We start from the raw sequence: 13,370 nt of genomic DNA on the forward strand, positions 1-13,370 counted from the left end.
CATCGTACCGGAAAATCGGTTAAATACTCACAATGAAAGCACTTATTATCGATGATGAACGCTTGGCACGCAATGAATTACGCCGTTTGTTAGAGAATTTTCCTAAAATTAATATAGTAGGCGAGGCCGCTAATGCCGAAGAAGCCCTTAACCTGATTGACGAACTACAACCAGAACTTTTATTTCTGGATATTCAGATGCCCGGTAAAAATGGTTTTGAATTGCTGGAAGCAATTGAAGGTAAAGTGCCGGAGGTGATTTTTACCACTGCTTATGACGAATACGCGTTGAGAGCCTTTGAGTTTAATGCCCTAGACTACCTGATGAAGCCGATTGATATGCAGCGTCTGGCTGAGGCAATTCAGCGAGTAGAAGAAGAACAATTACATGAAGTTGAGCGCAAAGAAGGGGTAAAGCTATTAGGTGAAAGCGATCAGGTATTTGTAAAAGATGGTGAAAAATGCTGGTTTGTAAAATTAGGAAAAGTGCGTCTGTTTGAGTCGATGGGTAATTATGTGCGTTTGCATTTTGATGACCAGAAACCAATGATTTTGAAGTCGTTGAACAGCCTTGAAGAACGCCTAGACCCTAAAATATATTTCAGAGCTAACCGAAAGCATATTATAAATTTGGCTTGGATTGATAAAATTGAGCCGTGGTTTTCGGGTGGGTTATTGGTTACACTCAAAAATGCTGAAAAGAACTCAAACCCCGAAAAAATAGAGATTTCGCGCCGTCAGGCAATTAAATTTAAAGATTTAATGAGCTTGTAAGAGCAGTTCTGCAAGCTGTTTCCAACAACTGTCAGTATTAGTCAAGCAAAGCTACTTCAGTAAATACCGAGGTAGCTTTGTTGTAAGTATTGTTCATGAATCATATTTGTAATTTTTTTATAACACAAATGTATTTTGCTCAAAAGAACCTCTTGGCATGAGTTGTAATAAGCATATAAAAAAATAATATAACAATTTATAAAGTTGGATTTTTTGAAGAAATTCCAAATAAAATTAAAGATATATGTATCTACACAGATTATTTAATATTTCCGTTGCTATTCCTGAAAAATTTTTGATGCTCAGCCTGATATTTTTATCTTAGAACAATTTTTGAAAGCTGAATTAATTACATTAAAATTGTGTTATAAAAACCTAAAGGCTAATATAATAAGCCTGTTTTTTACGTTAACAATTGATTAAGGCACCCGCAAATTTTTTAAGAATTTAATAACCCGCAAGGCAATAAAAGTATTTTTTAAAATTTGTAAGAAATTCTTTGTACTGAATATATATTCTTAAGAAATTTGTATAACACAATCTTCAAAACTTCATAATGAGCGACGACATAAAACACGAATGTGGCATAGCCCTGGTTCGTCTTCGTAAACCCCTCCAATATTATATTGATAAATACGGCACACCCCTTTATGGTATTAAGCGTCTGTATGTTTTGATGGAAAAGCAATCGAACCGCGGACAAGATGGCGCAGGGGTTGGTAACGTAAAACTGGAAGTACCACCGGGCAGCCGATACATTAGTAGGTATCGTTCGGTTGAGAATCGTCCTGTTACTGATATTTTCAATAAAATTAATGAGAAGTATCGTGACGTGTTAAGAAACAATCCTGATAAGTTTAAAGATGCTAAATGGTTGCAGGAGAATCTGGCTTATTCAGGAGAAGTATGGTTGGGGCATCTTCGTTATGGTACGCATGGTAAAAACGAAATTGAAAATTGCCATCCGATGTTGCGTCAGAGTAACTGGCGTAGCCGTAATATGTTAATGGCTGGCAACTTTAACATGACCAACGCAGAAGAGCTGTTTAAAAAACTGGTGAAGTTAGGGCAGCACCCTAAAGATAAAGGTGATACCGTTACAGTAATGGAAAAAATTGGTCACTTTCTGGATGAAGAGAACCAAAGGGTATTCGACCGTTTTAAAGGTATTTATGAAAATCCGGCCTTGTCTGACATCATTGAAGATAACATGGATTTACCACGCGTGTTGTATCGTGCTTGTCGCGATTTTGATGGAGGTTACGCTATGGCAGGTATTACAGGCTTTGGGGCATCGTTCGTAGTACGAGACCCTGCAGGTATTCGCCCTGCTTATTATTGGGCTAATGATGAAGTAGTAATTGTGGCTTCTGAAAAACCCGCAATTAAGGCAGCATTTAATGCCAATTATGAAGAAATAAAAGAAATTCAACCCGGCCACGCGCTTATTATTGACAAACATGGCGAGTATAACGAGTTTCAGATTATGAAACCGCTCGAGAAAAAGTCATGTAGTTTTGAGCGCATTTATTTCTCTCGTGGTTCAGACCCACAGATTTATGAAGAGCGCAAACAATTGGGTCGGTTACTTATTCCACAGATACTCGAACAAATCGATTACGATTTAGAAAATACAGTTTTCTCTTATATCCCGAATACGGCTGAAACCGCGTTCTTTGGAATGGTTGAAGGGTTGGAAGAATATCTGGCCGACTGGCGTTTGAAAAGAATCACAGAAGGTGATTTGTCTTCAGACGAAATCAAGCGGGTGCTATCGTTCAGGCCGCGAATTGAAAAGCTGGTATCGAAGGATGTTAAATTGCGTACTTTCATTACAAATGACGATGAGCGAGACGAAATGGTGTCACACGTATATGAAATGACCTATGAAGTAATACGCAAAGGTATTGATACCGTAGTAGTAATTGATGACTCAATTGTGCGCGGAACTACGCTTGAAAAAAGTATTCTGAAAATGCTCGACCGGCTAGGGCCTAAGAAAATAATCATTGTTTCGTCGGCACCACAAATTCGTTACCCCGATTGTTACGGAATTGATATGTCAAAAATGAAAGAGTTTGTGGCTTTCAGGGCAATGCTTGATTTACTAAAGAAAAACGGCATTGAATACATGAAGCAAGAAGTATATGCACAGAGCGTAGGTGCTTTACAGACCAACAACGCCTATGAGCAAAACTTCGTAAAACAATTGTACGATAAGTTTACCGACGAAGAGGTATCGGCCAAGATTGCTGAGATTGTAACGCCCGAAGGCATGAATGCGGAAGTGTCAATGATATACCAGACTGTCGAGAACCTGCATAAGGCTTGCCCAAATCATATAGGTGACTGGTACTTTACAGGCAATTACCCTACTCGTGGTGGTAATCGGGTAGTAAATCAGGCATTTGTGAATTTCATGGAAGGAAAAATGGTAAGAGCTTACTAAAGTAAGATTTCATATTGCTCATAAAAACAAATGATAACTTCTTAAGAAGTTATCATTTGTTTTTTGTGGGTAAACTAAAAACATTGGTGGCAACTTCTTTCATGCCAATTAATTTCAAAACGTTTCTGATAGTAACAGATGATTCGTTTTTTAATGCAGGTGCAAGTGGGGTAATATTTTTTTCCATAGCAGTAATTTTATGATTTCTACTCATACAAACTTTGGCAAAAAGGCTACCATTTTGCAGAAAAATGAAAACAGCTATGCCTTAAAATTATTAAAAGGATACAAACCGATAAATTTATCAGCCTGTACCCTTTTATATTAGCAATGAATTGTCGGGCTGTTATACCCACAAGAATCATGCAGAAATATCGTTTAATTTTTTCTTTTTGTTGGGTAAGCTAAAAACATTGCTAGTCACCTCTTTCATGCCAATTACACGTAAAACATCGCGTAAATCAATAGCTTCCTGAATCGGCAGGATTCCCTTCTGTTGCATAGTTGCGGTTTTCATCGGATTACTTTTATTTGTTTGCTGTTGAGAAATTGCGGTAGCAAAGTTACGCTGAAAAGCGAATATTCGCTAAGTTTTTCAAACTATTTTTACAATTATTTTTATTAAGCGGCTAGAGTTTTTTTATACCATTGCTTTAAGGAAAATTAGTAAAATTCCATGCCAATGGCTTATGGGGTTTTTATGGGAATTTTTTATACACAAAATTCTCTGAAGTATCTGTTTAATGGCACATATCTGGGAATTTTCTCCCTATCTTTTCGAGTACGCTGGTGTATATGTGAGTGCGCTAAAATAAAAAGCAACCACTCAAAGAGTAGCTGCTTTATTCATCACCTAACCACTAAAAAGTATTATGAAATAATACTGTTAGTTTTTTTTCCTTAGCTCTATTTAGACGTAATTTCATAAAAAAGTCTCTAAGAGTTGTGAAAAAAAACAAGCTTATCAATAACATTCTTTAATCTTCTTCGGGAAACTTCCAGATGCTCGCCTCCTTCAATTTTAATTTCCCGTGTTTTGTGTTGCACATGCACCTCACGTACAAACATCATATTCACGATATGTGATTTATGAACCCTGATAAAAGTATCCTCTCCTAAGAGCTTTTCAAAGTTTTTCAGAGTTCTGGCTGCAATATATTCACGTGTTTGTGTATAAACCAGTGTATAATTGCATTCGCCTTGCAAGCGCACAATATTTTTCAACGGGATTTTAATCCATCTGTTCGAAAAATGTACTTTAATTTGCTGGCTTGGAGTCAGTTTACCTGACTTGTCAAATTTACTTTTTACTTTTGAATGTGCAAAATCAATTTTATCCATGAGTTTTGGCTATTTTAGTAGCTCAAACTTAAGTTCAAAATGAGGATTATGCAACTAGTCAGAAAAAAGAAAATAATGTTAATGTGTTGATTATGAGCTTTTTATGTGAAATATAATAGGTTATTTTCAGTATTTACCCCTAAGAAATTGCGTAAAATTACGTATCATATTTTAAGCATATTTTCAACAGATTAAACGTTGACTTATTTGTAAAAATATAGTAGTTTGTAACAATATGTATATATTTGTGAAAATTTTTATTAAACGGTTGTAAAGTGTTAGATAAAATCCAGGAAGTAATAGACGAAATATCTGTTACAAAAGTAATCAGCAAAGAAGATTTAGAGAATTTTCGTTTAAAGTATATTAGCCGTAAAGGCGTTTTAAACGACTTGTTTGAGCAGTTCAAGGCTGTTGCCAACGAACAAAAAAGGGCAGTAGGGCAGGAGCTTAATAAGTTGAAAAATATTACAGAACAACGATTTAAGGAGTTTTCGGATGCCTTGGAGAACGCCTCTGAAGAAAACACAGGCCTTGGTTTGGACCTGACACTTCCGGTGGTGCCTAATTTTTCTGGTACTGTTCATCCGCTGACACTTACACGCCAGCGTGTGCTAGAGGTTTTTGCACGCATGGGCTTTAATCATGAAGATGGCCCCGAAGTAGAAACCGACTGGTATAACTTCACAGCGTTGAACTTCCCCGAAAACCACCCTGCACGTGAAATGCAGGATACTTTCTTTGTAGAGAAAAAGGCTGTTCAGAAAGACGATGTACTGCTTCGCACACATACATCAAACGTACAGGTACGTTTAATGGAACGCAAGAAGCCACCTATTCGCTCAATCATGATAGGCCGTGTATACCGTAATGAGGCTATCTCAGCCCGTGCGCATTGCCAGTTTCATCAGATTGAAGGTCTATACGTTGATAAAAATGTGAGTTTTAAAGACCTGAAAGATACCTTGTATCATTTTGCTAAAGAAATGTTTGGCAAGGACACAAAAATCAGGTTACGTCCTAGTTATTTTCCATTTACCGAGCCAAGTGCAGAAATTGACGTGTCGTGCTTTATTTGTGGAGGCAAAGGCTGTAATATCTGTAAGCACAGCGGCTGGGTTGAAATTGCCGGTTCGGGTATGGTTGACCCTAACGTGCTGGCAAATAGTGGCATTGACCCTGAAGAATACACAGGTTTTGCTTTTGGTATGGGTGTTGAAAGAATAACCATGCTTCGGTATGGAATTAACGACCTACGCTTGTTTTTTGAGAATGACGTGAGATTTCTGCGTCAGTTTGAAGGAGCCTGATAAAATATTTTATAAACAAAAATCTCCACCCAGCGGGTGGAGATTTTTTGTTAACGGTTGTTCGTAAAGAACATTGACACTTAAAAAATTCCTGACAAATTTATTTGAACCCTTTCACAAAAGCCTGATACCCTAAAGTTTCGATTTGCTTTTGTGTAGTTTTAGCATTTATTTCTGAATCATAAAGACCATATATTACGCGGTAAACCATTGGTTTGTCGGCCGCTTTGCTTACCTGAATAAATATTTTATCTTCTTCTATTTCGCCTTTCTGAGTTAACTGGCTGGCAAAATCTTTAGCGGCTTTAAGTTGCCCGAAAGCACCTAGCTGTAAGCCATAGCCATTGGCTTCCTGCATTTTACCTTTCAGGTTATATACATGATTTACTTCAAAATCTTCAATCTTTGTTGTTTCCAACCTGATTTCTTTCTCTTTTGCTACCTTTTTTGTAGGTGCATAACTTTTAGCAGGGGCGGTACTTACATCGGCAGTAGCCCAAAGTACCTCAACCTCGTCATCGTCGTTTACAGGTTGTATTTTTACCTTACCATTACTACTTTTCACATCAACCTTTTCAGGTAAAAAAGCTACCTTGTTGCTACTTTTGGTTTTAGTAGCATCAGTAATACTAACTACAACCGATTTATCGGTTTCCAGATTAGTTATTCTTACTTTTTTTTCTGTGTCCTTTTTGGGTGATTTATTAAGTGCATCGGCAAGGCCGGCAGATGTTTGAGCCCAAGCTATGCTTGAAGCAAAAGACAGGAGAATAGCTCCTGATAGGTTTAGTGGGGCACGTAATTTCATATTTATAGTAATTTACGGGTAGGTTGCTCTGAAGAGCGGGTTACTAAAATATTTACAAATAATGTGCCAATAATAATGCTCATTAGCCATAAAACCTACAAAAATAAAGCGGAAGAAAAAGATATTTATTTTTCTTCCGCTAAGTAATTGATAATGAGCGAAAAATAAACTGTTATTGCTCTTTAAATTCTTTCACGAAAGCATATTGCCCTTGTTCCAGAAAATATTTTTGTTTACCTCTGATAGAGTCATCGGTTTTAGTTATACCGAAATAGACCTTGTAGAAGGTTTTGTCATCAATATTTACGGTATAAATAAACACCTGATTTTTTTCTGCATTACCTTCTTTAATTATTTTTCGTGCAAACTCTTTTGCATTATTTAAATTGCTGAACGATGCCAACTGTAAGCCATAGCCGACCAAGTCACTTTTTTGTTTTACATAAATAAAGTTCTGGAGCATTTCTTTCGAATTGCCATTTTCATCGACACGCGCTTTTTTATTGTTCCTCTTGTTTTTGTCATTAGGTAAATCTTCGTTGGCAAAGGCAAAGTTGAGTATGCAAAGCATTACAATTGTGGATATGAGACTTCTTTTCATAATAGTAATAATTGATAGTAATATCTATTAAATTTCAAATTTCGTGCTAAACTTTTTTTTGAATTAAAAAAAGAAGAAATTTGAGACATATTCTTTAACCTATCGTATATTTTAAGACGACTAAGACACCTGACGAGCAGATAAACATCACAGATTAGCTCGCGTATCTCTAATGTATGAAAAATCATTTCCCTTTTCCGCTTGACGGCCAATGCCGTGCAGTGGTCGAAAGAGTAAGCCCTGAAATTGATGGTGGCCGCTATGCCATTAAAGCAGTTGTTGGTGAAACTATTACCATTGAAGCAGATATTATTATTGATGGCCATGATAAACTGGCAGCTCGCTTATTGTTTAAACATGAAACTGACCAGAACTGGACTGAAACAGTAATGCTTCTGGCTGAAAATGACCGTTGGGTAGGCCACTTTCAGGTAGAAAAACAAGGTTTCTACACTTATACAGTTGAAGCGTGGGCCGACCATATTGCTAGCTGGAGACATGAAGTTGATGCAAAAGCAAGAGATGGGCAACGCCTGAAAGTAGAGTTAATGCAGGGGGAAATCTTTTTGAACGCCATGGCGAAACGGGCTAAAGGTGATGATAAAAAAATGATTCAGGAGGCTGCTAAAGCCATGAAAAGTGCTTACGGGCAAGCAGAAGAGCGTTATGATGAAGCTATTCATATTGCGCTAAGTCAGGATATGGCCGAATGGCTTACAAAATACCCTGAACGCCAGTCGCCTTTCAGGTATCAAGAATTAAAGGTATATGTCGACAGACAAAAAGCAGGTTTCTCAACATGGTATTCGATGTTCCCTCGTTCGGCAGCCAGAGAGATAGGCAAACACGGAACCTTCAAAGATGTAGAGCAGTTACTACCCAGAATTGCCGAGATGGGCTTTGATGTACTATACCTACCGCCAATACACCCCATTGGCAAAACCCATAGAAAAGGAAAAAACAACTCTGTTGCTAGTCAGGAAGGAGAACCCGGTGTACCTTATGGTATTGGGTCAGAAGAAGGAGGGCACGATGCCATTCATCCTGAACTGGGTACCCTAGAAGATTTTAAACACCTAGTAGAAGCGTGTAAGCACTATGGAATGGAAATGGCTATGGACCTTGCCATTCAATGCTCACCCGACCACCCGTGGGTAAAACAACATCCCGACTGGTTTAAAATTCTGCCCGATGGCACCATTAAATATGCCGAAAACCCACCAAAAAAATATCAGGATATTTACCCCGTAAATTTTGAAACAGCCGATTGGCAAAATCTGTGGCAAGAACTAAAAAAACTGATTTTGACATGGGCTGAATGGGGTGTAAGAATCATAAGGGTAGATAACCCTCATACAAAATCATTTGGGTTCTGGGAGTGGGTAATTGCTGAAGTTAAGGCCGATTACCCCGATATGATTTTCCTGTCGGAGGCATTTACAAAGCCTAAGGTAATGCAACAATTAGCCAAACTTGGTTATACACAGTCGTATACCTATTATGTGTGGCGTACACATAAGGGAGAGATAATTCAGTATATGGAAGAGTTAACCAAAGGCGAAATGAAGTATTATTTCCGTCCGAACTTCTGGCCAAATACCCATGATATTAATCCGTATATGTTGCAGGGAAGGCATGAGCCCCTATTTTTGATAAGATACTTTATGGCTGCTACACTGGTAAGCAATTATGGTATTTTTGGGCCTACTTATGAGTATTTATACCATGAGCCTTACCCTAATAAAGAAGAATATGGTTTTTCTGAAAAATATGAAATTAAGTGGTGGAATTGGGAACACCGCAACAAAATGACCTATATTATTACCCAGATTAACCGAATCAGAAAAGAAAATACAGCATTTCATAGTACAAATAATATTGAGTTCTGCGAAATTAACAACGACCAACTATTAGCTTACTTGAAAACGGCTTCAGACGGGAATAGAATTTTATGTATAGTAAATCTGGACGGGTATAACCGGCAGAGTGGAATGGTAAAAGTACCACTTGGCAAGATTCATAAGGGCGATTGGGAGAGTTACAGGGTGCATGACCTTGTAACGGGTGCAACCTTTACGTGGAAGGGAGACACCAATTATGTGGAATTAGATCCATACATTTTGCCTTTCCATTTGTTTAGAATTGAAGACATCTAAAACAACAGCCAATTAAATATAAGCGTTTTTATGGAGTACCTGAAATTGTTAAAAACTCTAACTGAAAAGCAGATTATTCAGAACGAACAGGCCGAAAAAATAGCTGCCTATGAAGTCAACAAGCCCTTTTCTGTTCATTGGGAACTCCGTACGCTATTATATGTAGGCATTACATTGTTAGGCTCAGGCTTAGGTGTAGTTATTTACCAGAATATTGATTCGCTGGGGCATAATGTATTAATTGGGCTGATAAGCCTTGCTTTTATGGGGTGCCTTTATTATGCCTATCTGCATCGTAAACCTTTTACATGGGAAGAAGTAATTGAAACCGAAAAACTAGACGATTTTGCCTTGTTAGGAGCCTGCGTAGTGTTTCTTACCCTTGAAGGCTACCTCCAATACCAATATAATTTTTTTGGGACACGCTACGGGCTGGCGGCTTTTTTACCCGCTGTATTATTTTTCTTTCTGGCTTACCGATTCGACCACCGAGGAGTGCTTTCAATGGCTATTACGGCCTTTGGCTCATGGGTAGGAGTAAATATTGCACCTATCAAACTCTGGCAACAAAAAAACTTCTCGACGGCCGACATTACTCATATTTCCATTGCCTTAGGCGTTTTTCTGATTGCTATTGGAGCCATAACAGAATATAAAAACTGGAAAAAACACTTTACTTTTACCTATTATATTTTTGGCAGTAACATTGCGTTTGTGGCATCATTGGCAGGGCTTTTTCAGTTTGAAGAAAAATTGGTTTATCTGGCCATAGTGGCTATGATAAGCTATGCAACAATCTGGTATGCCCGTAAGGCACAGTCGTATGTGTTTTTACTGATAGGCGTTATATACGGATACATTGCTGTTAGTTACTGGATTTTTCAGGGAGAATGGGCTCGCAACATGGACTTTAACTTTTATATGTTTTATTTTATGATGTCGGGTATAGGAGTAGTAGTTTTTCTGATTAATATCAAACAAATCATTGGCACCAAGAAATGAAAAAGGCATACAACGAAATATGGGTTGATAATATTGAGAATCAGGAGATTATTCAAGAATGGTACGACGAAAAAGTAATTAGTGCCGAGCAGATGGAAGAAGCCTGCAAGGAATTTCCGATAGGGTTTTATCAGCCTAATATTTTTATTGAGTTTGGCTTATTTATTTTTACAAATCTGGCTATTTCAGCCACCTTTGGTTTTTTATCTGTCACACTTTTTTCTTCTATAATTGAAACCAACATTGGTTTGGCAATTATTTGCCTTATCTATGCAGTTAGTTTGTTTTTCCTGCTCGAATATTTTATCATAAACAAAAAACTTTACAGGTCTGGAACTGACAACGCCTTGCTCTATGTAACTATTGGCTTACTCTTGACTGCCATTTTTGCGTTTACAGATTTCAAGCTGGCTTTATATGGGTATTATCTGATTATGTTTCTGGTGTTTATCCCTTTTTTACTTCGCTATGGTGACCCTTTTCTGGCTATTGGAATTTATGTAGTCTGGGTTGGATTCTGGTTTATTTTATTACTCGAGTTCTCTATCGGAAAAACTATCATGCCCTTTGTAATAATGCTTGTTTCGGTAGTGGCGTATGTGTTTGTGAAATGGTGGAAAAAGAAAGATGATTCGGCATATTATATTGATGCGCAAATTTGTATTGAAACATCGGCGTTAATAACTTTTTATCTGGGCGGAAACTACCTGATTGTGCGTGAGGGCAATGCAATGTTGAATAATTTATCCAGTTCAGTACAAATAAGTTTTGCGCCTTTATTTTACTTTTTTACGGTGGTTACCCCCTTAGCATACCTGTTTTTGGGACTTAAAAATCGAGACCGTAAGATGCTGATTGTAGGGGCATTTTGTGTAGTTTTTTCGATATTTACCTATCGTTATTATTTTTCTGTTCTACCGCTTGAATGGGCACTTACCGTGGGCGGTACTGCTTTAGTGAGTTTGGCTATTATATTAATAAGATACCTGAAAACACCTAAATATGGAATGAGCTACCAACAGTCAAAAGAAAGTAAATATCGTGACTTTGAGGCATTTCTGGTTAGTCAGGTTTTGCCTCAGCATGGGCAGGGAGACAAAGCGAAGTTCGGAGGAGGTAATTTTGGAGGTGGAGGCGCGGGCAGTAATTATTAATCATCCTTTTCGTCTGCGTTGGTTTCGGGCAGTACGTCAGAGGTAGCTTCCATTATAGAAGATGGCTCCCAGAAAACCCGCAATACCTTTGAATTAACGCCTACTTCTTTAAAAAACTGAAGCCAGAATAATTGTTGATTAGATAAGTTGTCGGTCGGCGATTTTACTTCTACAAAACAATATTCCTGTTCGTCCCACATAAAAAGGTCAGGAAACCCACGAAGATTTTCGACAAGGTTTTTCGACATTTCATGCAGGATTTTTTTCAAGGATTCGAAATTAATTACCTCAACGGCTTTTCTGACAACCAACCACATTTCTTCGAGCCACGGTACAAAGGGGTTAGCAATGCCAAATTTTGACTCATAGCGTTCGCCCATATATACCAGCAAAGCCTGTACGTGTTCAAAGCTATCCAGATGGCTGATGATTAAATCTCTTCTTTTCTCATAAAAATCAGGTAAGTATAAGTCAGAGGGTCTTCTTTGGAATGGATGATGAAAAGCCACCAGACTAGGGTCAAACACAATATCCCAGAAAATTAACCCGAATATGGCTCTCCACACGTGATTTTCAGTAAAAACGGCTGTTTTTCCATAAGACTGATAATAATCTGCCACACCCATCTCGACCTGATGCCTAAAATCTTCTGAAACGGTAATCGATTCTGATTGATGGAGCCACGAAGTTGTACTTTTTTTATGTACACGCTTTTTACTGTTAACTTGGGTAGTAAAATCTATGGCAAAAAACTTCTCATCAGCATTTTTAGGGAACTCAATCATCAGTTGGCATAACGACAATGCCTCGTCTATATAACCTAATTTCTGAAGTGTACGCACCTGTCTTTCGCGTGAAGGCACCTGTTCGGTTAGCCTGAAAATATTCAGAGCTTCATCATATAGCTTATTTTTTTCCAGAAACGTACCTACCTTTAAAATAAGCCTTTCATAAGAAGGCTTGGCTATCTCGCTAAGCTCATCTACCGAGTCGGCAAAATTCATGAACCAGTCATAAACTTCCAGAGGCGGCGCGTTATCTTTTAATTGAGAAAAAAGGTCATTTTGGTCAGTAATCAGCCATTTATCTTCTGCATCTTTTCGGGTATTAAAACGAGCCACCAGTTTATCGTCGTCGTGGTGTTCAAACTGTACAAGACCCAAGTCGCGCACCACAAATTCGGTCATGTCAAGATAGCGGTTTCCGAAGAACAGAAACTTCATGAAAGTTACTTCAAATTCAAAACAAACCTTAATAACTGGTTCTAGGTCCTGAATTACTTCCACAATTTCTTCAAAACTGAAATCGGTTAGAATGGCCTCAACGAGTTCATCTTTTTTTAGCTTTTTATAAGCGGGCTTTACAGGTTTTGAGAGTTTGTCAGTAGTAGCATTAATAACAGCCGAAAACTTTGTGGCTAATTCGTCTTTTGAAAAAACACCCAGCAGCTCTTTGCCAAAGGTAGCATGTTTTTCTGCCTGAACAGGTTCTATAAACTCTCTTTCCAGCAGTTCGTTTAATAGATTGGGTATGTCTGTAAGTTCGGCGTATGCCAGTTTATTTAATTTAAAAAACAGACCTTTGCGGTTACTGAATCTAATAAACAAGCATTGGGCGTCTTCGCTCAGGCAGTAATATTTTCTTAGAAAACGCCATTCGTTTTCATTGAGAATATGCCGGTATTTCTCCTGAACAAAATCCAGCAGATAATTAAAATACTCGAGATAATATTTTGGAGGAAGATCGTTTTGCTCGGCCATATTGATAGAAACAATA

The 13,370-nt window shown here is 37.9% G+C and carries 12 protein-coding genes; 6 read left to right on the forward strand and 6 right to left on the reverse strand.

Annotated features, from left to right (window positions below):
- Positions 1–32: 32 nt before the first annotated feature.
- On the forward strand, positions 33–773 hold the full coding sequence (locus WAA15_RS19730; RefSeq protein ID WP_337044553.1) for a LytR/AlgR family response regulator transcription factor: 741 nt from the start codon (positions 33–35) through the stop codon (positions 771–773).
- A 556-nt stretch (positions 774–1,329) separates the two neighbouring features.
- Complete coding sequence (locus WAA15_RS19735) at positions 1,330–3,222, forward strand: amidophosphoribosyltransferase (RefSeq protein WP_337044554.1); 1,893 nt, start codon at positions 1,330–1,332, stop codon at positions 3,220–3,222.
- 52 nt (positions 3,223–3,274) lie between these two features.
- Here WAA15_RS19735 and WAA15_RS19740 read toward each other — a convergent pair whose 3' ends face one another.
- The 3 genes from WAA15_RS19740 to WAA15_RS19750 all read right to left on the reverse strand — a co-directional run bounded on the left by WAA15_RS19740 (position 3,275) and on the right by WAA15_RS19750 (position 4,563).
- Entirely contained in the window at positions 3,275–3,409 is a 135-nt protein-coding gene (locus WAA15_RS19740; RefSeq protein WP_337044555.1) for a hypothetical protein, read from the reverse strand.
- Between the two features lie 174 nt (positions 3,410–3,583).
- Positions 3,584–3,739 carry a hypothetical protein gene (locus WAA15_RS19745; protein ID WP_337044556.1) on the reverse strand — a complete coding sequence of 52 codons (156 nt, stop codon included), beginning with the start codon at positions 3,737–3,739 and terminating at the stop codon, positions 3,584–3,586.
- Positions 3,740–4,158: 419 nt separating this feature from the next.
- Positions 4,159–4,563: a LytR/AlgR family response regulator transcription factor gene (locus WAA15_RS19750; protein ID WP_337044557.1), complete on the reverse strand. Its 405-nt coding sequence runs from the start codon at positions 4,561–4,563 to the stop codon at positions 4,159–4,161.
- Between the two features lie 275 nt (positions 4,564–4,838).
- Here WAA15_RS19750 and pheS point away from each other — a divergent pair, with 275 nt between their 5' ends.
- A complete protein-coding gene (gene pheS, locus WAA15_RS19755) occupies positions 4,839–5,873 on the forward strand; it encodes a phenylalanine--tRNA ligase subunit alpha (RefSeq protein ID WP_337044558.1) in 1,035 nt (344 codons plus the stop codon).
- Positions 5,874–5,973: 100 nt separating this feature from the next.
- On the opposite strand, the gene WAA15_RS19760 is transcribed toward pheS, so the two are convergent.
- On the reverse strand, positions 5,974–6,681 hold the full coding sequence (locus WAA15_RS19760; protein ID WP_337044559.1) for an SPOR domain-containing protein: 708 nt from the start codon (positions 6,679–6,681) through the stop codon (positions 5,974–5,976).
- Between the two features lie 172 nt (positions 6,682–6,853).
- Complete coding sequence (locus WAA15_RS19765) at positions 6,854–7,282, reverse strand: SPOR domain-containing protein (RefSeq protein WP_337044560.1); 429 nt, start codon at positions 7,280–7,282, stop codon at positions 6,854–6,856.
- A 176-nt stretch (positions 7,283–7,458) separates the two neighbouring features.
- Here WAA15_RS19765 and WAA15_RS19770 point away from each other — a divergent pair, with 176 nt between their 5' ends.
- Genes WAA15_RS19770 through WAA15_RS19780 form a run of 3 tightly spaced genes read left to right on the forward strand, consistent with a single transcriptional unit; the run spans position 7,459 to position 11,594 of the window.
- Positions 7,459–9,438 (forward strand): alpha-1,4-glucan--maltose-1-phosphate maltosyltransferase, encoded by a 1,980-nt coding sequence (locus tag WAA15_RS19770; protein ID WP_337044561.1) that lies wholly within the window; start codon positions 7,459–7,461, stop codon positions 9,436–9,438.
- Positions 9,439–9,468: 30 nt separating this feature from the next.
- The gene (locus WAA15_RS19775) at positions 9,469–10,440 is read left to right on the forward strand and encodes a DUF2157 domain-containing protein (RefSeq protein WP_337044562.1); all 972 of its coding nucleotides are present in this window, start codon (positions 9,469–9,471) and stop codon (positions 10,438–10,440) included.
- The gene (locus WAA15_RS19780) at positions 10,437–11,594 is read left to right on the forward strand and encodes a hypothetical protein (RefSeq protein WP_337044563.1); all 1,158 of its coding nucleotides are present in this window, start codon (positions 10,437–10,439) and stop codon (positions 11,592–11,594) included. Before WAA15_RS19775 ends, WAA15_RS19780 begins: the two co-directional genes overlap by 4 nt.
- Here WAA15_RS19780 and WAA15_RS19785 read toward each other — a convergent pair.
- The gene (locus WAA15_RS19785) at positions 11,591–13,354 is read right to left on the reverse strand and encodes a VRR-NUC domain-containing protein (protein WP_337044564.1); all 1,764 of its coding nucleotides are present in this window, start codon (positions 13,352–13,354) and stop codon (positions 11,591–11,593) included. The genes WAA15_RS19780 and WAA15_RS19785 overlap by 4 nt on opposite strands.
- Between the last annotated feature and the right edge of the window lie 16 nt (positions 13,355–13,370).

The organism is Emticicia sp. 17c (assembly GCF_037153985.1).
In the GTDB taxonomy this organism is placed as follows: domain Bacteria; phylum Bacteroidota; class Bacteroidia; order Cytophagales; family Spirosomataceae; genus Emticicia.

What these genes read in the sequence shown, in the direction of transcription:
- WAA15_RS19730 (WP_337044553.1), top strand. Translation starts at nt 33, where the DNA reads ATGAAAGCACTTATTATCGATGATGAACGCTTGGCACGCAATGAATTA.
- WAA15_RS19735 (WP_337044554.1), top strand. Translation starts at nt 1,330, where the DNA reads ATGAGCGACGACATAAAACACGAATGTGGCATAGCCCTGGTTCGTCTT.
- WAA15_RS19740 (WP_337044555.1), bottom strand. Translation starts at nt 3,409, where the DNA reads ATGGAAAAAAATATTACCCCACTTGCACCTGCATTAAAAAACGAATCA.
- WAA15_RS19745 (WP_337044556.1), bottom strand. Translation starts at nt 3,739, where the DNA reads ATGAAAACCGCAACTATGCAACAGAAGGGAATCCTGCCGATTCAGGAA.
- WAA15_RS19750 (WP_337044557.1), bottom strand. Translation starts at nt 4,563, where the DNA reads ATGGATAAAATTGATTTTGCACATTCAAAAGTAAAAAGTAAATTTGAC.
- WAA15_RS19760 (WP_337044559.1), bottom strand. Translation starts at nt 6,681, where the DNA reads ATGAAATTACGTGCCCCACTAAACCTATCAGGAGCTATTCTCCTGTCT.
- WAA15_RS19765 (WP_337044560.1), bottom strand. Translation starts at nt 7,282, where the DNA reads ATGAAAAGAAGTCTCATATCCACAATTGTAATGCTTTGCATACTCAAC.
- WAA15_RS19770 (WP_337044561.1), top strand. Translation starts at nt 7,459, where the DNA reads ATGAAAAATCATTTCCCTTTTCCGCTTGACGGCCAATGCCGTGCAGTG.
- WAA15_RS19775 (WP_337044562.1), top strand. Translation starts at nt 9,469, where the DNA reads ATGGAGTACCTGAAATTGTTAAAAACTCTAACTGAAAAGCAGATTATT.
- WAA15_RS19780 (WP_337044563.1), top strand. Translation starts at nt 10,437, where the DNA reads ATGAAAAAGGCATACAACGAAATATGGGTTGATAATATTGAGAATCAG.
- WAA15_RS19785 (WP_337044564.1), bottom strand. Translation starts at nt 13,354, where the DNA reads ATGGCCGAGCAAAACGATCTTCCTCCAAAATATTATCTCGAGTATTTT.